18 protein-coding genes are annotated in these 16826 nt (G+C 56.7%); 12 read left to right on the top strand and 6 right to left on the bottom strand.

What is annotated here, in order from left to right; genetic code table 11:
* The first annotated feature begins 60 nt into the window (after positions 1–60).
* From QPL98_RS06090 to QPL98_RS06075, 4 genes are all read left to right on the top strand, one after another.
* Positions 61–1014 carry a LysR family transcriptional regulator gene (locus tag QPL98_RS06090; RefSeq protein WP_278350547.1) on the top strand — a complete coding sequence of 318 codons (954 nt, stop codon included), beginning with the start codon at positions 61–63 and terminating at the stop codon, positions 1012–1014.
* Between the two features lie 95 nt (positions 1015–1109).
* On the top strand, positions 1110–3140 hold the full coding sequence (locus tag QPL98_RS06085; protein WP_303292907.1) for a TonB-dependent receptor: 2031 nt from the start codon (positions 1110–1112) through the stop codon (positions 3138–3140).
* Between the two features lie 11 nt (positions 3141–3151).
* Entirely contained in the window at positions 3152–4018 is an 867-nt protein-coding gene (locus QPL98_RS06080; RefSeq protein ID WP_153740596.1) for an ABC transporter substrate-binding protein, read from the top strand.
* An 86-nt stretch (positions 4019–4104) separates the two neighbouring features.
* On the top strand, positions 4105–4959 hold the full coding sequence (locus QPL98_RS06075) for a hypothetical protein (protein ID WP_303292906.1): 855 nt from the start codon (positions 4105–4107) through the stop codon (positions 4957–4959).
* Here the strand turns inward: QPL98_RS06075 and QPL98_RS06070 are convergent.
* Positions 4956–5921, bottom strand: coding sequence for a calcium/sodium antiporter (locus QPL98_RS06070; RefSeq protein ID WP_303292905.1), 966 nt, complete (start codon positions 5919–5921; stop codon positions 4956–4958). The genes QPL98_RS06075 and QPL98_RS06070 overlap by 4 nt on opposite strands.
* Before the next feature lie 90 nt (positions 5922–6011).
* Positions 6012–6632, bottom strand: coding sequence for a homoserine/homoserine lactone efflux protein (rhtB, locus tag QPL98_RS06065; protein ID WP_113879266.1), 621 nt, complete (start codon positions 6630–6632; stop codon positions 6012–6014).
* Between the two features lie 75 nt (positions 6633–6707).
* Here rhtB and QPL98_RS06060 point away from each other — a divergent pair, with 75 nt between their 5' ends.
* Positions 6708–6863 carry a hypothetical protein gene (locus QPL98_RS06060; protein WP_022990772.1) on the top strand — a complete coding sequence of 52 codons (156 nt, stop codon included), beginning with the start codon at positions 6708–6710 and terminating at the stop codon, positions 6861–6863.
* A 154-nt stretch (positions 6864–7017) separates the two neighbouring features.
* Positions 7018–7785, top strand: coding sequence for a ParA family protein (locus tag QPL98_RS06055; RefSeq protein ID WP_153740599.1), 768 nt, complete (start codon positions 7018–7020; stop codon positions 7783–7785).
* 12 nt (positions 7786–7797) lie between these two features.
* Here the strand turns inward: QPL98_RS06055 and QPL98_RS19440 are convergent, their stop codons facing one another.
* Together QPL98_RS19440 and QPL98_RS06040 are read right to left on the bottom strand one after the other, a co-directional pair.
* Entirely contained in the window at positions 7798–8745 is a 948-nt protein-coding gene (locus tag QPL98_RS19440; RefSeq protein WP_153740600.1) for an RDD family protein, read from the bottom strand.
* Complete coding sequence (locus QPL98_RS06040; RefSeq protein ID WP_153740601.1) at positions 8745–10427, bottom strand: molecular chaperone HscC; 1683 nt, start codon at positions 10425–10427, stop codon at positions 8745–8747. Before QPL98_RS06040 ends, QPL98_RS19440 begins: the two co-directional genes overlap by 1 nt.
* 150 nt (positions 10428–10577) lie before the next feature.
* On the opposite strand from QPL98_RS06040, the gene QPL98_RS06035 reads away from it, so the two are divergent.
* Positions 10578–11246, top strand: a complete 669-nt coding sequence (locus QPL98_RS06035; RefSeq protein ID WP_153740602.1) for an alpha/beta hydrolase — start codon at positions 10578–10580, stop codon at positions 11244–11246.
* 27 nt (positions 11247–11273) lie between these two features.
* On the opposite strand, the gene QPL98_RS06030 is transcribed toward QPL98_RS06035, so the two are convergent.
* On the bottom strand, positions 11274–11918 hold the full coding sequence (locus QPL98_RS06030) for a hypothetical protein (protein ID WP_023008653.1): 645 nt from the start codon (positions 11916–11918) through the stop codon (positions 11274–11276).
* Positions 11919–12115: 197 nt separating this feature from the next.
* Here QPL98_RS06030 and QPL98_RS06025 point away from each other — a divergent pair, with 197 nt between their 5' ends.
* From QPL98_RS06025 to QPL98_RS06015, 3 genes are all read left to right on the top strand, one after another.
* Entirely contained in the window at positions 12116–12364 is a 249-nt protein-coding gene (locus tag QPL98_RS06025; RefSeq protein WP_153740603.1) for a hypothetical protein, read from the top strand.
* A 143-nt stretch (positions 12365–12507) separates the two neighbouring features.
* A complete protein-coding gene (locus QPL98_RS06020) occupies positions 12508–13071 on the top strand; it encodes an NADPH-dependent FMN reductase (protein ID WP_153740604.1) in 564 nt (187 codons plus the stop codon).
* Between the two features lie 120 nt (positions 13072–13191).
* The gene (locus tag QPL98_RS06015; protein ID WP_153740605.1) at positions 13192–13368 is read left to right on the top strand and encodes a hypothetical protein; all 177 of its coding nucleotides are present in this window, start codon (positions 13192–13194) and stop codon (positions 13366–13368) included.
* Positions 13369–13464: 96 nt separating this feature from the next.
* Here the strand turns inward: QPL98_RS06015 and QPL98_RS06010 are convergent, their stop codons facing one another.
* Positions 13465–15033: a methyl-accepting chemotaxis protein gene (locus QPL98_RS06010; RefSeq protein ID WP_153740606.1), complete on the bottom strand. Its 1569-nt coding sequence runs from the start codon at positions 15031–15033 to the stop codon at positions 13465–13467.
* Positions 15034–15267: 234 nt separating this feature from the next.
* Between QPL98_RS06010 and QPL98_RS06005 the strand changes: the two genes are divergently transcribed.
* Positions 15268–15444 (top strand): hypothetical protein, encoded by a 177-nt coding sequence (locus QPL98_RS06005; RefSeq protein WP_162132545.1) that lies wholly within the window; start codon positions 15268–15270, stop codon positions 15442–15444.
* Positions 15392–16780 carry a phospholipase D family protein gene (locus QPL98_RS06000; protein WP_303293014.1) on the top strand — a complete coding sequence of 463 codons (1389 nt, stop codon included), beginning with the start codon at positions 15392–15394 and terminating at the stop codon, positions 16778–16780. Before QPL98_RS06005 ends, QPL98_RS06000 begins: the two co-directional genes overlap by 53 nt.
* Positions 16781–16826: the final 46 nt, after the last annotated feature.

Genomic DNA, 16826 nt, shown 5'->3' with positions numbered 1-16826 from the left:
CTCGTTAAGGTTTTAAAGTGATAAATTGGAACGGTCAGTTGCAAATAATGGAACCAAATCATGTATGACTTGCAGGAGCTGGAGGCCTTTGTGTCCGTGGTGCGTACTGGCAGCCTGACCGCCAGTACCCTGGATCTGGGACTACCCAAGTCCACTCTCAGCCGCCGGATTCGGCAACTGGAGGAGAATGTGGGGCAGCCACTGCTGTTGAGGCAATCCCGGAAGATCGTGCCGAACGATGCCGGGCGTGTGTTCTACCGCTATTGCAACGACATTCTCGAGTTGGTGGTGCAGGGGCGGGAGGCACTGGACGAACTCAAAGCCGAGGTAACCGGCAAGCTGGAATTGCGTTGTCACGAATCTTTTGTGCGTGGCTGGTTTTCCGGGGTGGTTGAGTCCTTTATGGCTGACCATGACGACCTTCGTGTTGCGATTCACACCCAGAGGAACCTGCCGGAAGCGGTCGAGGACGGTGTGTGTATCTGGCTGGGCGAGGCCGGTGAGACAGCGCTGCGCCACGAGGTGCTCGGTGTGCTCAAACAGGGTATTTTCGGTAGCCCGGCCTATTTCCGGCAGCACGGCAAGCCGGCTTCACCGGGAGAGCTTGCCCATCATCCCTGGGTGGATCTGCTGGGTATGGCAGACACCGGGGTGATACTGCATCACTCCCGCCAGGGCAATTTTCCGCTGTCGCTACCGGATCGCCGGTTTACCGTGGATCAGTTCAATGTACAGGGTGACGCCATTGCAGCGGGCCGCGGCCTGGGGTTGATGCCGGCCTGGCTGGTAGAGCGCCGGCTGACGGCTCACCCCGGTAGCTTTCAGTCCTGTTTACCGGACTGGTATGGACCCGACCTACCAGTAACCTTGCTTTATCCTCATGGTGTTCTTCCCCGTCGGGTGCGGGCCTTTATTGCTCATTTACGAAGCTGTATCCCGGAGGAATGGACGGGGGGTGCTGGAACTGCCACACAGGCTGTTCCGAAAAGCGGAACGCATCATTCCAACACCTGAACCCTTGCGTTGTGTTAATGTTCACGCCACTGATAATGATTCGCAAATGCGAAAACTGATACATCGTGAACGTTGCACAACACAAGGAGTTATTCATGCGCCGTCGTTTTCCTTTGCTGGCGTCAGCAGTTGCCCTGGCCAGTGCCAGCACCGCGAGCCTGGCCCAGACTGAGCCCGTTGAGCTGGGTGAAATTGTGGTGACTGCGGCTGGTTTCGAGCAGAACATCTCGGATGCGCCGGCCAGTATTTCGGTGATCTCTGGCGACGAGCTGGCGAAGAAGTCCTACAAGAGTATTGTCGATGCGGTGAATAACATCCCGGGAGTGTACGTAACCGGTGGCGGTGGTGCGCAGGACATCAGCATTCGGGGGATGGACGACAGTTACACGCTTTATCTGGTCGACGGCCGGCCGGTCTCAGCGGGGCGTTCGGTAAACACCAACGGCCAGGACGGTGGCAAGCAGATTGCTCTGCCGCCCATCTCCATGATCGAGCGGGTTGAAGTCATCCGTGGCCCGATGTCCTCGCTGTACGGTTCTGAAGCCATGGGCGGCGTTATCAACATCATCACCCGCAAAAACCGTGGTGAGTGGGCGGGCACTATCTCATCCGAGTACACCAAATCTCTGAACGATGTCAGCAACGACAGCCGGCAGACCAGCCTGTTTGCCGGCGGCGCACTGGTGGAGGATCTGCTCAGTGCGGAAGTGAATGCCGCCTGGGGAGGGGACGATGAGAGTGATTTTGCCGGTGCCGATGACTCCGCACGCAGCACCCCGGAAAGCAAGCGCAAGCAGGGTGGTGCCAAGCTGATTCTGACTCCGGATAGTCGCAACGAATTTGCCCTGAGTTACGACAGCTCCCGTCTGGAAGAGGTGAGCACACCCGGGAAGAGTGTGGCAGAGGATGAAACCGGCTCAAACTACATCTACGACAAAGATGTATACGTGCTGTCTCATGCCGGCAACTATGGCGACTGGTTGACCCGCAGCTTTATCCAGCATGACCTGTCCGAGCGGGTACAGGATCAGACCAAGAAAGAGAAAGTATCCATGCTGGATACCCAGGCTACACGGTTCTGGGGCGACCATGTGCTGACAGTGGGTGGCCAGTACAAGAAGGAAAAGCTGACCGACGAAACCAATGGTTTGCTGACATCCAACATTCCAGGCGCCGTACGCAGTGTTGATCGCTGGATCGCTGCGGTGTACTCAGAAGTGGAGTGGGGGCTGACCGAGAAGTTGTCGGTGACCACAGGGCTGCGCTACAACGACGATGAGCTGTTTGGTGGTGAGTTTTCACCAAGGGTTTACGCACTTTACGATCTGACGCCAGAGCTGACCCTCAAGGGTGGGGTGTCTACCGGGTATCGTCAGCCGGGTCTGGCCGATGTGACCGAAGGCTTCGGCCGCGGCACTGGCGGCGGTGGCTCACCTGCGCCGCATCCACGGGCATTGATCATCGGCAACCCGGAACTGGATCCGGAATCCAGTATCAGCTACGAGGCGGGTATGGTGTTTGATAGCCGGGCCATGGGACTGAACGCCAGCGTGATGCTGTTCCAGACCGATTTCAAAGACAAGATTGCCGAGGACCGGCTTTGTGAGTCTCCCAGTGGGGATCGCGATGACCCGGCCACCTGGACCTGCAGCTTTCAGGGCAACGACTACCTGTTCCTGAGTACCCGGGCCAACATCGACGAAGCCGAAATGCGAGGCGTCGAACTGACGCTGGATTACCGGCTGACCGACTCGGTCACTCTGAATTCCAGCTACACCTACACCGATTCTGAACAGAAGACCGGCGAGTACAAAGGCGAACCGCTGAACAAAATTCCTGAGCACATGGCTAACGCCAACCTGGACTGGCAAGCGAATAACCGGCTGAATCTTTGGTTCCAGGCCAACTATCGTGGTGAAACCAGCGATTACCTTGGCCGCCGTAGCATGTCAGATGGCACGCCGGGTTACACGCTGATGGATGCCGGCTTGCTTTATCAACTGACCGATTCTGCCCGGGTGACCGCGGGTCTGTACAACCTGGCTGATAAAGAAATCACCAATGATGACTATGGCGTGGTGCTGGATGGCCGTCGCCTGAACCTTGGCCTGGCGGTCGACTTCTGAGGATAGTAACCATGACTTCAATGAAACGGATTATGGCTTTTGCTCTGGCTGGCATGACCCTGACCGGATGCGCGACCACGACGGAAGTAACCGGCCCAACCGTGATCAGCTACGATCACGGTGCACTGGACACCTTGCTGGAGCTGGGTCTGGAAGAAAAGGTTGTGGCCATTCCGCACCAGAGCCTGCCGGATTACCTGGCGGACCTGGGCGCAAGGCTGCCGGATGCAGGTGGTCTCAAGACACCCGACCTGGCATTGGCCACTGACCTGAAACCAGGATTGGTACTGATGACCGGGCGCCAGGGGGCGGAAGCCCTTACGTCCTTTGCGAAGGTGGCTCCAGTACGTGATGTCACGCTGGAGGGGGATGGTCTTCAGGCAGCGGTGAATGACCGTGTGCTCAGCCTGGCTGGCTACTACGGCCTTGAAGAGGCGGCTGGCGCAGAGCTGGACGCGCTCTGGCAGCACGTCGAGGCGCAAAAGGCGACGTTGGCTGACGCAGGTACCGTTACCGTGGTGACCCATAATAACGGTAACTTTTCACTCCGGCAGGAAGCATTAGTCTACGAACTGTTGGCATTGACGCCAGCGGCTGTACCAGACAGTGTGCAGCCGGTGATGCGTGGAGAGCGTACCTTCTATCCGGTGACGGCCGACGTTCTCGCGCAAATGGCGCCGGATACCCTGCTGGTGGTTGATCGCAGCGCCGCGATCGGGGCTGAACCGCTGGCGCCGGAGACGTTGAAAGCTTCGTTGGCCGAGGCGGGTGTGTCTGCCGAAGTCGTGGTGCTTAACCCAGGCCTCTGGTACCTGTCCGGTGGCGGCTTGCAGAGCGTACGGCTGCAAGTGGACGAAGTGGTGAACGCGGTGCGGTAACTTCCGCGCAGCAGAATCTTAAGGCCTGCCGGCAAACGCCGACGGGCCTTTTTTGTTTGCGCCGCTTTGGTCAATAATGCTCGGCTATGAAACTGATCCTCAGCAGAAAAGGCTTCGACAGTTCCGCTGGCGGCTGCCCCAATCCGGTCTTCCCGGATGGCAGCTGCCTGGCGCTGCCCATTCCGGACGAACAGTCGCCCATTCGCTACAGCCAGATCCGGCACCATGGCGAAAGCATTGGTTCGCTGGTGTCGCAGTTGACGGGGCAGCGGGCGTTTTCCAGACGTGGTGCGCATCTGGATCCGGATGTCATCGAAAACGCCTATCCCCGGCTGCCAGGCTGGCGTCCGGTGCTTGGCCAGCACAGTTCGGCCCAGGCGCACCTGGCCAATCATGACATTGGGCCTGGTGATCTTTTTCTCTTTTTTGCGCAGTTCCGGCCGGTGGAACGTTATCGGAGACGATGGCGCTTTGTGCTCGGTAGCCGACCGTTTCACGCTGTCTGGGGCTGGTTGCAAGTGGCAGACGTCTGGCCTCTGGGCAACGCGTCGTCGGTACCGGAGTGGGCGCGCTATCATCCGCATCTGCATGGCGAGCGATCAGTACGGAACTGTCTCTATGTCAGCGGCGACAGGCTTCAGATTCCAGGCTTGCGTGAGGATTTGCCAGCTGCTGGAGCCGTGCAGGCTTTGTCAGACCAACACCGGCTGACCGCGCCCGGAGCTGCAAAGGTCACGGAGTGGCGATTGCCGGCAGCCTTCATGCCCCAACCTGGTAAGTCGTCCCTGAGTTATCACCACAATCCGGAACGCTGGCGTCTGGAGGATTCCGGGGAATACTGCCGCTTAAAGTGCGCGGCACGTGGTCAGGAGTTTGTCCTGGACCTGGAGCAGTATCCGGGAGTCAGTGAATGGTTGCTGACCCCGGGACTGCTCTCTTAAAAGGTGGTGCTTAGCAGGTAGGCCGTATAGCCCACGAAGATGGCCAGCAGCCCAACACCTTCCACACGATTGATACGCCCGGGCCCGCGAAATCCATAGCCTAGCACAAACAGGGCGAGGGTGAGGCCCACCATCACTGGAATATCCCTGATCAAGACTTCATTGGCCACCGCCATGGGGGCAATGGAGCCGGCAATACCGACCACGGCCAGGGTGTTGAACAGGTTGGAGCCCAGAATATTACCCAAAGCCAGATCATGCTCGCCCTTGCGGGCCGCGATGATAGAAGAGGCCAGTTCCGGCAGGGATGTGCCAATAGCCACAATGGTCAGGCCGATCACGAGGTCACTGACGCCAAAGCGGGTGGCAAGATCGACTGCGCCCCAGACCAGAATACGGGAGCTGATAATCAGCAGAACCAGCCCCACGACCAGCCAGAGCATCGCGTTGCGAATGGGCATGGGATGAGTGGCAAGCTCGGCATCCATTTCGGTGGCGAAGACATCATCAGTTTTTCTCATGCCAGACCAGATACTCCAGCCCAGTAACAGGGCAAACAGCACCAGCAGGCCGGCCGCATCCAGCCGGCTGAGTTCGCCATCAAACAGCAGCCAGGCCGCCGCCAGGGTAACCAGGGCCAGAATCGGCAGTTCCTTGCGCATCACCTGAGAGTGCACGGCAATCGGGGCGATCACGGCGGTGATACCCAGAATCAGGGCGATGTTGGTGATGTTGGAACCATAGGCATTACCCAGCGCCAGTCCCGGGTTGTCCTGAGAGGCCGCCAGCGCGGAAACCACCATCTCCGGTGCCGAGGTGCCAAAGCCAACCACCACCATACCGATCAGCAATGGTGGCATTCCGAAGTGGCCGGCCGCAGCGGCGGAGCCCTCAACAAAGCGGTCTGCACTCCAGACCAGAAGGGCAAGACCGGCAAGAATGGCGAGAGAAGCAATCAGCACGTTGTTGGCTCCCAGGTTGATGTCGGAGTATTTGACGGCAATCGCAGTGGCCGCACAATTACACAGAACTACCTATCAGCCAGTGGCAATTCAGGCTCTCTTGAAACTGGCCAGGGCCACCGCTGCGGTCACGAACAGGCCACCAAAAACCCGGTTCATTTGCCGCTGGCGCGCAGGGGTGGTCATGAACCGGAACAGCTGGCTGGCGAGAATGGCATAGCCTACCATCACCAGGATATCGACAAAGATCAGCGTGGCCCCCATGGTGGCCAGTTGAGGGCCGTGGGGCGCGCCCGCCACCAGAAACTGAGGGAACAGGGCAATCAGGAAGATGGTGGCCTTCGGGTTGGTGAGGTTTACCAGAGCTCCGTTCCAGAACTGTTGTCTTGGACTGAACGCGGAGAGGTCCGCCCGGGATGCTTCAATAGGTGGCTCCCTCCATTTCTGGATGCCGAGCCAGATAAGGTAAACCACGCCAATCCATTTGATCACTGCCAAAGCAGTATTGGAGGAGGCGACGATTGCGCCCAGCCCGGCGCCTACCAGCACGATCTGTGCGCCGTAACCGAATTGCTGACCGGCAATGGTGGGCAGAGATTTACGCACCCCGTAGCGAAGCCCGCTGCTCATGGAATTCACCGCGCCGGCGCCAGGCGAAATACTGATAAAAACAGCTGCGACCAGAAAGGTCAGCCAGACAGTGAGTGTCATTGCTTACGCTCTTGCTGAATCCGAAGATGTTATACTAGCCGCCACAAAACACCGGCCAGAAGAGGAGACTGTGACATGGCCAGAAAACGGGCGAAAGCCACGCAGCATAGTGCTGTGCAACGTGAATTGAGAACGCCAAAATACCAGATGCGTGTGGTTGAGGACAAAACCAAATACAAGCGCAGCCGGGACAAGACGGTTCGGTCGGAGGGCTTTCGCAAAGCCGCTTGAAAGTGGTTTTACGAAAGCCTTTCATACCCTCCTATCCCGGACAGTTAGTGCCAGTCGTCGCTTGCTGGTTGTCATAAAAGCTTCATGAATAGCCCCTGGGTCGCTGTTATCCTGTAGTGTTTACTGACATGGAACACGGCAGGAGCCGCACAGGATGAGAATCATCGCCTTCTACAGCCCCAAGGGCGGGGTTGGAAAGACCGCCGCTGCGGTCAACACCGCTTACCTGGCCAGCCGGGACAATCTGAGGACCTTGCTCTGGGATCTGGACCCACAGGGGGCCTCCAGTTTCTACCTTGCCGGAGCAGAGCCCGTGAAGGGCCGGAAACTCTCCAAACTGCTGGAGGGGAAATCGCCTATTGCCCGCTTTATTCACGAAGACGTTTATCCCAACCTGGATTTTATCCCCGCCCATTCCAGCTTTCGAAATTTCGACATCAAGCTCGAACAGGAGCACGATGGCAACGCGTTGAAAGACCTGTTGGCACCTTTGTCGGAAGACACCAGTCTGGTAATTCTGGATTGCCCGCCCACGTTATCCCGGCTTACCGAGCAGGTGCTGGATGTGGCTGACAAGGTGTATGTACCGGTGGTACCCACCTGGTTGTCCCTGAACAGCTGGGATCAGTTGAAAGACTTTGTAAAAGATAAAAAACTCGGTGTTAAGAAGCTGCGTCCGTTCTTTTCAATGGTGGATAGGCGTAAGAATCTGCATCGGGATGTGTTGGCAAGGGGAACGGAGCTGCTGACGAATCCGATGCCGGTCGCCGTTCCCTATGCCAGTGTGGTGGAACGAATGGGGGAGGAGGGGCAGCCTCTGGAACGATTGGCGCCTCGCAGTCCTGCAGCCGAGGAATACCGGAAAATATGGCAGGCGATTCAGGCCGATCTTGGTCTCAGCCGGAAACGAATGTTTCGCTAGTTTGTTCAGCCTTCAGGGAAGGTTGCTCACATGTACAACGTAGCTTTTACTAAGCCGATCATGCAGTAGCCGGCCGCGCAGAAACGCATTGACCAGCCAGATGCCTTTCCAGAGCAACGCGGTGGTCACAACGAATGTAAAAATGCGCCCCAGGCTGTGGCGTTTTGATAGCGGCATCAGTTCGCGATTGACCACTTTGAGCCCAAGCAGTTTTTTCCCGGGGGTGGCCTGCCAGCGTGACCCCTCGAAGAGCAGAGCCGCCAGTGGGTAAGTTGCCGGAGCTAAAATCCATAGAGGCAAGCCCGCTTTACCCGTAATGGCGGTTAACAGGAATTGGCCAATGGCCAGAGCAACTGCTATGGCAATCGTATCCAGTGCAAACGCCAAAGCCCGCATTCGGTAGCTCGCCACTGGGGTATCTTCAATCGGTGGTGGTGCCGCGGTGCTACGTCCGCCCCGGATAAACCGAAAGATTTTTTCGCCGGGAACGGGTTTGGCCGGATCAATATCCGTCTGTGGCGGCGGTTCGGTTTCAAGTGTGAGCTTTGTGTTTTCGAGGGACTCGGGCTTGTTGTCCGTGTTGTCGAAAAAAGGCTTGTTGTCTGGAGGAGGCTCATTGACCTGAAGTGGTTGCTGTCCCGCAGGCTGACCCGGGAATGGGTCAGCGTTTGGCGGTGGCGTGTTGCCAGAGTCATTCAGCGGTTGAAACAGTTTTGATGCCGCAGAGGGTTCTTCTGGCGTCTGTATCGGCTCTGACGGCGCCGGCTCACCAAACTTGGGAGCCGGGTGCTGGTTCTTTGGTTGTGCGCTGGCCAGAGCCTCTTTGTAGGCCTGATGCAGGCGCTGGAAGGCTTCAGGGTGTTCGTCGGGTCGGGTCTGTTTCAGAAGCCTGGCATAGGCTTTCTTGATGGCCCGGACATCGTCGGTAGATTCCAGCCCGAGCTCAGACCAGGGCCACATCAGAACCAGTGCTCGCTTTCCAGCTGATCCAGCATGTCTTTCATATAGGTCTGTGCTTCCTCTATCTCATGAGGAAGCTGCCGGTCCAGAGCGTAATGAAAGCGATCGAGCAATTTGCCAACAAACTCTCGCCGGTGGTCCAGACTCGATTCGTAGAGGCGTTCCGCCCTTGCCACGAGCATCCGGTTCTCTTCACCGTCCCGGGGATGGAACTTGAGCCCGGCGAGTTTAGCTCTGGCGGCCTCTTTTTCAGCGTCACTGAGAGCTCCCGGGGCACGTTCTATAACCAGTTGTTTGTTCACTCCGGTGGAGACCACTGTAACATCCACTTCCAGAATGCCGTTGGCATCGTAGCTGTAACGCACATCCACAGCTTCAACGCCTTTGGGGCCTTTTGGTACCCGGACCTTTATCTCACCCAGGAATATGTTCTTGTTTATGTTCGGGCTTTCGCCCTGGTAGACCTTAACACCCACCACCGACTGGTTGTGGCTTGCCGTATAGAGTCTTCGAACGATACTGATTGGAACCACGCAGTTGCGTTCAATGATCGGAAAGTAGCTGAGTTCATCGACATAGGGTTCATTGAAGGCAGCCGTACCCAATGTGAACGGGCAGACATCGGTCAGCACGATATCGTCCAGGGCTTCGTCCCGCATTACCAGTCCGGCCTGGATGGTGGCGCCCATGGCAACCACAGTATCCGGATCAATATGGCAGGAGGGCAGTCTGCCGAACATACGCCCGACCATGGCGCGGAAAGGAGCCAGCCGGGTTGACCCGCCCACCAGGATGACATCGTCTATGCTGGCTACGGGTATCTTTGCATCACGCAGTGTTCTTTCGATAGGTGCCTTGGCGCGTAGCAAAAGTGGGGTGCAGATTTCGATAAACCAGTCCTGGGTTACTTCGAATTCCACCGTTTTCTTCCCAAGCGTCAGTGTGAGCGTTTGGCCCGGCCCCAGCTTGCGTTTCGCACCCTCCATCTGGAGATACAGGTTCTGCAGATCAAGGGGTGGAATAGCTTCCTGGGACAGGCCGTTGCGCGCCAGCACATCCGCCACCATGACGTCGACAAAATCCTCGCCACCCAAGTGGTTATCACCGGCGCTGGCATGAACTTCCATAACACCGTCAAAATATTCGAGCAGGGAGACGTCGAAGGTGCCGCCACCAAAATCCAGAATCAGGAACATGCCTTCCTGCTTTTCATGCAGACCATAGGCAATCGCGGCGGCTGTGGGCTCGTTAATCAGGCGCTCCACCTTCAGGCCGGCAAGCTCTGCGGCTTGTCGGGTTGCCTGGCGTTGGTTGTCGCTGAAGTAGGCAGGAACACTGATGACGGCGCTGGATACCGGTTCTCCGAGAAAGGCCTCCGCGTCTTCTTTCAGAGACCTTAGAACCAGCGAAGACAGTTCCGTCGCGTTGAACCCCATGCGGCCAAGAAAAACGGTATGGTCCGTACCCATCAGTCGTTTGAACGTGGCCACGGTACGATCGCTGTGATTGATCAGACGTTGCCTGGCGCCCCGGCCGACAAGCAATTCGTTGTTGGTGTCAAGGCTGACCACGGAGGGTGTCAGGATTTCGCCAAGGCGATTGGGAATTAGTTTTACGCCGTCTTTCGTCCAGACGCCGCAGGCACTGTTGGTGGTGCCAAGGTCGATACCAATGGTTGTCATTGTACGTCCATGTTCCTTTATAGTGGGCTGCCGAATTCAAATCGGCAGGCTGTGCGCTCGCTGTATCCATCAGGCCGAGCGTGGCAAGGACTGGAAAATTATCGAATCTACAGGCGGATGACAACCTGTTACTGACATAACGGAGAACGGATGGGCACTCTGAATACTTTGCAAATCGACACCGGCGACAACCCGCAAACCACCATAATCTGGCTGCACGGTCTTGGCGCCAGCGGTCACGACTTCGAGCCGGTGGTTCCGGAGTTCCGGTTCTCGCGGGAGCAGCCCGTCCGTTTCATTTTTCCCCATGCACCGGAGCTGCCAGTTACCATCAATGGCGGAATGGTGATGCCTGCCTGGTACGACATTCTTGCCATGGACGTCGATCGTAAGGTTGATGCCGAACAGCTTCGCGCGTCCGCAGCCATGGTGGCAGAGCTGATCCGGGCCGAGCAGGAGCGGGGCGTTGCCAGTGAAAACATTATCCTGGGTGGATTCTCCCAGGGCGGTGCGGTGGCCTATGAACTGGCTCTCAGCTATCCGGAACGTCTTGGTGGCCTGTTTGCGCTGTCTACTTACTTTGCCACGGCTGATACCATTGAGCTGAGCGAAGCCAACCGCAAGTTGCCGGTATTTATCGGCCATGGTCGCTTCGACCCTATCGTGGCCGATACACTTGGCCAGGCGGCACTTCGGAAACTTCAGGATCTCGGGTACGAGCCGGAGTATCAAAGCTATGGAATGGAACATAGCCTGTGCCTTGAAGAGGTAAGAGACCTGGACGCTTTCCTGTCTCGTTTGACCTCGGGAGACCGCTAACTCGGACGGGGACTCATCTTCCCCGTTCTATTCGCTGGCGGACTGGTCGGAGCTGTCCGATTCCGAACGACCTCTGCATTTGGGCTGAAGCTCTTCCTCAAGCCAGCGGCGTACCTCGTTGCGGTCTCTGCGCCGGTTTAGCTGCTCGCTGTGAATGTTGTGCGGGAATATTTTGGGTCTGCCATCGTGGCGCAAAGTGAAGCTCCGGCGCACACCTACGGGGTAGGTGCTGGGGCCGTGAATCACGGCTGCCCGAAGTTCAAATCCTGTAATGTCCTCGAAAAGATAGTCGCTGTCTTCGTCCTCGCTGTTCTTGCCGAGAATCACATTCCGGAACGAGCCCAGAACCAGGTAGCCACCGGAAGGCACCGGGCCTTGCCGCAGAGCATGCTGTACGTTGGAGTCATCCGGTGCGACGCTCTCGTATTGCGTAACCGTCAGGGTTTTCTCTTGCCCAGCCCGGGTATGCACCACAACCTGTACACACTGAATATGCACCGTTTCCTGCCCCATGTTCACCAGCAAACACAGTGCATCCGGGTTCTCGTTCTGGGCATGGTGGATGACCAGATAGGGGCGGTTATTTCGTTTGTATTGCAGGAAAAACAGCTGAAAGTAGACGATCCAGACAACCGCCATTATGGCGCTGCTGATCGGGCTGACGTAGTCCATTGGGGTAGCCTCCGGTTCCTGTTTTCGGAACTAACATAGCAGCCAGCCGGTCCAGGGTTCAAAGACATGGATTGTGACAGTCTGCTGAACACGGAAACGGTCTTGAGGTGTGTCAACGCAGCGACACAAATCCTGCCTACACTGGCCGTGACGGATCGAAACCGGTCCCCTGCCTGAATGCCCGAAGAGGTTTTGCCATGAACTCACATCTGCTCGATATCGCACTTCCCGGAAACCCGAACCTGAAGCTTCAAGAAGTCGCTCCTGACAGTGATGATGAACGCATTACCCACGAGAAGAACACCTCCTTTGAAATGATTGCCGAAGATGGCCAGGTGGTCGGTTACGTTAAGACCTGGCATGAATCCGACGGCTATTCTGGCTATGTTCAGTTTGATTCCGAGGGAAATGTTCTGGACTGGAAGGTGCTCCGGGATCGTCAGTAAAACTGAACAATTACTGCAGAAGCTTGTGTTATCTATCGCCTGGCGCTGAGGCTAGACTGATCAAGACTACATAACGGCGTGAACCGGTATTGCTGTACGGTTTGCGTTGGTGGATCTGTTTATTCAGCAAAAGGAAACCTGCCATGTCCCTCAAGTTACAGACAATCATCTGCAGTACTCGCCCCGGCCGTGTAGGCCCCGCCATCGCTGAGTGGTTCAACGGTTTTGCCAACGAACAGGGTGCTTTTAACAGTGAGCTGGTGGATCTGGCGGATTTTAACTTGCCGGTTTATGACGAGCCCAATCACCCGCGTCAGCAGCAGTATCAGCACGAGCACACGAAAAACTGGTCGGAGAGTGTGTCCGGCGCAGACGCCTACGTGTTCGTGCTTCCGGAGTACAACTTCTGCCCGCCGCCTTCCTTCATCAACGCGATCAACTACGTGTACAACGAGTGGAATTATAAACCGTGTGCCTTTGTCAGCTATGGCGGCGTCTCTGGCGGGCTTAGGTCTGCCCAGATGGCAAAACAACTGGTGACCACCGTTAAAATGATGCCCATGGTGGAGGGCGTGATGGTGCAGATGCCCTGGGAACTTCTGGACGAAAATCGCAAGTTCCAGGCGGCCGAGCATCATACTGGATCGGCCTCGACCATGCTGACGGAGCTGGCCAAGTGGGCCGAGGGAATGAAGGCCATGCGCTAACTCACCGGGCGCTCTGATTTCCGATCATTATTTGCCACAATTCAAGCATAAAGCTTTCGGGATTCTACCTCCGTGGGTCGTTTATGGTGAACGCATACCTAACGAAAACGGAGGTGAACCATGAGCACAGTAGAGCTTATCGAACAGTGGCTGGAGAAGTGCGATCTGGCGCATCAGGCGCAGACACGCTATGACCGGGAACCGACCCCAACCAACTATTCCCGCTTGAAAAGAGCCCAGGAGGAACGTGGGGAGGTGGAGCGGAAGATGTCCCCTCTGCAGGCCCGGGTCGGCTAACAGTCTCTGGCGTCAGCGAGCTCCTAATCGATACCTCGAACCTCGCTGCCCGCTTCAAGTTGTTGTCGTTCATGATCGGAAGGCCCGCTGGGTTGATCAGTACCGGAATTGCGCGATTTGCGTGTGAAGCCCTTCGGCTAGTCTTGCCAGCTCCTCGCTGGCCGCCGATACCTGCTCCGTGGAGGCCGCAGACTGGTCTCCAATATCCCGGATCTGAGTCATATTCTTGTTCATGTCTTCGGCAACCGAAATCTGTTGATCAGCGGCGGTAGCGATCTGGCTGTTGTAACGGCGAATCTCTTCAACAGCTTCCGCAATGGCCTGAATGGCTGTGCCTCCCAGTTCTGCCCGTTCCAGTGTTTGCTTGGCTAATTGGTGCCCGCGCCCCATGTCTGATACGGCCGCTTCGGCGCTGGCGAGAAGGTTGCCGATCAGGGACTCGATTTCCACTGCAGACGTTTGGGTTCGCTTGGCAAGTGATCTTACTTCATCCGCCACTACGGCAAAGCCGCGCCCCTGGTCTCCGGCCCGGGCAGCCTCGATCGCAGCATTCAGCGCCAGAAGGTTGGTCTGCTCAGCAACTGCTTTGATAACGTCCAGCACCGTGCCGATATTGTCGGTTTCCGCTTTCAGGGTATTGAGTTGCTGCATGACCGAGGTGCTTTGCGAGTTCAGCTCGGATACGAAGCTGAGGGTCTCGTTGGTAGCCGCAGTACCACTTTCTGTCCTGTCGCTGCAGTGATTTGCGGACTGAAAGGCGGCTTCGGCGCTTCGAGCAACTTCAGTGACCGTCGCGACCATCTGATTCAGCGCTGCGGCGACCTGATCTGTTTGCGACTTCTGCTCGGCGACTCCCATGTTTGTCTGGTGGGTGACCGCGGAGAGTTCCTCTGACGCCGAAGCGATGCTGGCCGCACCCTGATTGATTTCCTGAATCAGTCCCCGGAGGTTGGTGACCATGATGCCAAACGCTGCCAACAGCTGACCAAACTCATCGCCACGACTACTTCGGCTGTCTACGGTGAGGTCGCCCGATGCAACCTTGTTGGCAATACTCAGGGTTTCGCTGATCGGACGTGTTATTGAGCGAGTGAGGGTCCATGCCACGATCGCCGCCACAAACATGGCCAGTGCGGTTATAGCGATGATTTCGATAACCGTCAGGTCATAACGCTCTTCCATCAGAATCCGCTCGCGCTCTTTCAGTTCCTCGGTCTTGCCAATGGCATTGTGAGCGGCTTTGTATAGTTGTTCTTCGAGGGACGACGTATCAGCAGCGCCTGCGGATAGGCTTGCCGTATAGGTGTTCAGGAGAGACTGATAGTCTTCGATATCGGCGCGTATCTGTTCAACCAGTTGCCGGTCGCTTGCGTTTTGGATCAGTGTCATCAATGTGGCCAGAGCGGCTTTGGTTTGCACCAGGTAGTCGGCGGCTCGATCAATGGATTCGGGGGTTTCGTGTATCCGATAGTTCTTCTCCTCCCGCTCAGCCTCCAGCAACGAGATTTCAGCTTGGTTGGCCTGTTTTAATATCGATACGCGATGGTTGTAGTCGTTGAGTGAGGTGATGCTGACGACCGCGACGATCAGGATGAGCAGCACCAGAATCGCAAAGCTGGAAGCCAGCTTCTTTCCCACCGCAAGGTTTCCCCAAAAAGCACGCATCGATTTTTCCTTTGGTAACCGCCTCCCTGCGAGTCATTTAATGGCCTGTTGGGACGGTATACGGCATTTTCTCCTGAATTTTTGGTTGAGTTTGAAAAAGATTTGTAAATTTAATTGTGAGAATGGCTAAGGATAGTGTTTGCGCCAGGACCGGCTGAATAATCGCCCGATTGTTAATAGGGCAGAGGGCGGACGCCAGCGACATGGTAGTCTGACCATTGGATATCAACGCCTATGGTCATTACCTGGGCAAATCTGTTTTCATGCGAGTTGGGGCGCTATTGGGGCAGGCACGTTGAGACAATTTATTCCGGATTTTGGTTTCGCGAATCCAAAGCAACGGACGTTAACGTTGCTGATGGTCTTCTTTTTATCGGTCTTGTTGTCGGCCTGCGCATTGCCAATCGCTGACCGATCGGAGTCCAGCGCCCTGGACCTGGATGAGGCCGCCGATACCCGGCTCGGACAGGCCATTGCGCCGCAGCTGGAGAGCTATCCTGGTAATAGTGGCATCCATACCTTGGCAAACCCTCGGGATGCCTTTGCTGCCCGCGTTCTGCTGGCGCGCGCCGCCGATCGAACTCTGGACGTTCAGTATTACATCTGGCATGGCGATATAACCGGAACACTGCTGTTGGAAGAGCTGCATACGGCGGCTGAGCGGGGAGTGCGGGTCCGGTTGCTGCTGGATGATAACGGCACCTCCGGGTTAGACGCCGAACTCGCTGCCTTGGCAAGTCATCCTTCCATTGAAGTACGACTCTTTAACCCGTTTGTGATCCGTAATCCCAAATGGTTGGGGTACCTGACGGACTTCTCGCGGGCTAACCGGCGCATGCACAACAAGTCATTCACGGCGGATAACCAGGCCACCATTGTCGGTGGCCGGAATATCGGCGATGAGTATTTTGGTGCCACCGCCGGCGTTCTTTTTGCGGATCTGGACGTGCTGGCCATTGGCCCGGTGGTGCCTGAGGTATCGAGTGATTTTGATCGCTATTGGGCCAGTGCCTCCGCGTATCCCGTTGAACAGCTGTTGCCCGCCGCTTCCGATGCGGATTTGCGCGAGCTGGAGCGTCGTGCGCTGAAGCTTGAGAACGACCAGGCGGCGACAGACTATGTGAAGGCAGTTTCCGAATCTGATTTTGTGCGTCAGTTGTTGTCTGGGGTACTGGAGTTCGACTGGGCCAGAACCCGAATGGTCAGTGATAGCCCCGCCAAAGGGCTTGGGAGATCTGAAAGGGAAGATCTGCTGGCGTATAAGCTTGGCGAGATTCTTGGAGAACCAGAATCCCGGGTCGCATTGATTTCCCCGTACTTCGTGCCAACCCGGGCGGGTGTTGATGCGTTTGCGGCTTTGGCGAACAAAGGTATTGAGGTAAGCATACTGACCAATTCTCTTGATGCCACCGACGTAGCCGCTGTTCATGCGGGTTATGCCAAACGTCGCAAGGCTCTGCTTAAGGCCGGTATCCATCTGTATGAGATGCGGCGGCTCTCGCCTGATGTTGAACGGAACCAGAGCGCCGGGCCCTTCGGTAGTTCGGGCTCCAGCCTGCATGCAAAGACCTTTGCCGTTGACGGCGAGAGACTGTTCGTTGGCTCCTTCAATTTCGATCCCCGCTCAATCAACCTGAACACCGAGCTGGGCTTTGTGATTGAGAGCCCGGCGTGCGTATTCCAGACCAAGGTTGCCACTGATTCCAGACGAAGCCTGCCACCCATTCCACGCGAAAGCTGCCACTGATTCCACGGCAAAGCTGCCACCCTGGCAGGCTGCCTGATTTCCCCAT

Origin of the sequence: Marinobacter sp. ST-43 (assembly GCF_030541085.1) — a bacterium.
Classification (GTDB): Bacteria; Pseudomonadota; Gammaproteobacteria; order Pseudomonadales; family Oleiphilaceae; genus Marinobacter; species Marinobacter nauticus.
Note: the sequence above shows the minus strand (reverse complement) of the source record. Positions and strands in the feature narration are given on the sequence as shown.

What these genes read in the sequence shown, in the direction of transcription:
- QPL98_RS06075 (WP_303292906.1), top strand. Translation starts at nt 4,105, where the DNA reads ATGAAACTGATCCTCAGCAGAAAAGGCTTCGACAGTTCCGCTGGCGGC.
- QPL98_RS06025 (WP_153740603.1), top strand. Translation starts at nt 12,116, where the DNA reads ATGAACTCACATCTGCTCGATATCGCACTTCCCGGAAACCCGAACCTG.
- QPL98_RS06055 (WP_153740599.1), top strand. Translation starts at nt 7,018, where the DNA reads ATGAGAATCATCGCCTTCTACAGCCCCAAGGGCGGGGTTGGAAAGACC.
- rhtB (WP_113879266.1), bottom strand. Translation starts at nt 6,632, where the DNA reads ATGACACTCACTGTCTGGCTGACCTTTCTGGTCGCAGCTGTTTTTATC.
- QPL98_RS06010 (WP_153740606.1), bottom strand. Translation starts at nt 15,033, where the DNA reads ATGCGTGCTTTTTGGGGAAACCTTGCGGTGGGAAAGAAGCTGGCTTCC.
- QPL98_RS06035 (WP_153740602.1), top strand. Translation starts at nt 10,578, where the DNA reads ATGGGCACTCTGAATACTTTGCAAATCGACACCGGCGACAACCCGCAA.
- QPL98_RS06085 (WP_303292907.1), top strand. Translation starts at nt 1,110, where the DNA reads ATGCGCCGTCGTTTTCCTTTGCTGGCGTCAGCAGTTGCCCTGGCCAGT.
- QPL98_RS06020 (WP_153740604.1), top strand. Translation starts at nt 12,508, where the DNA reads ATGTCCCTCAAGTTACAGACAATCATCTGCAGTACTCGCCCCGGCCGT.
- QPL98_RS06040 (WP_153740601.1), bottom strand. Translation starts at nt 10,427, where the DNA reads ATGACAACCATTGGTATCGACCTTGGCACCACCAACAGTGCCTGCGGC.
- QPL98_RS06090 (WP_278350547.1), top strand. Translation starts at nt 61, where the DNA reads ATGTATGACTTGCAGGAGCTGGAGGCCTTTGTGTCCGTGGTGCGTACT.
- QPL98_RS06005 (WP_162132545.1), top strand. Translation starts at nt 15,268, where the DNA reads ATGGTCATTACCTGGGCAAATCTGTTTTCATGCGAGTTGGGGCGCTAT.
- QPL98_RS06000 (WP_303293014.1), top strand. Translation starts at nt 15,392, where the DNA reads ATGGTCTTCTTTTTATCGGTCTTGTTGTCGGCCTGCGCATTGCCAATC.
- QPL98_RS19440 (WP_153740600.1), bottom strand. Translation starts at nt 8,745, where the DNA reads ATGTGGCCCTGGTCTGAGCTCGGGCTGGAATCTACCGACGATGTCCGG.
- QPL98_RS06080 (WP_153740596.1), top strand. Translation starts at nt 3,152, where the DNA reads ATGACTTCAATGAAACGGATTATGGCTTTTGCTCTGGCTGGCATGACC.
- QPL98_RS06060 (WP_022990772.1), top strand. Translation starts at nt 6,708, where the DNA reads ATGGCCAGAAAACGGGCGAAAGCCACGCAGCATAGTGCTGTGCAACGT.
- QPL98_RS06015 (WP_153740605.1), top strand. Translation starts at nt 13,192, where the DNA reads ATGAGCACAGTAGAGCTTATCGAACAGTGGCTGGAGAAGTGCGATCTG.
- QPL98_RS06030 (WP_023008653.1), bottom strand. Translation starts at nt 11,918, where the DNA reads ATGGACTACGTCAGCCCGATCAGCAGCGCCATAATGGCGGTTGTCTGG.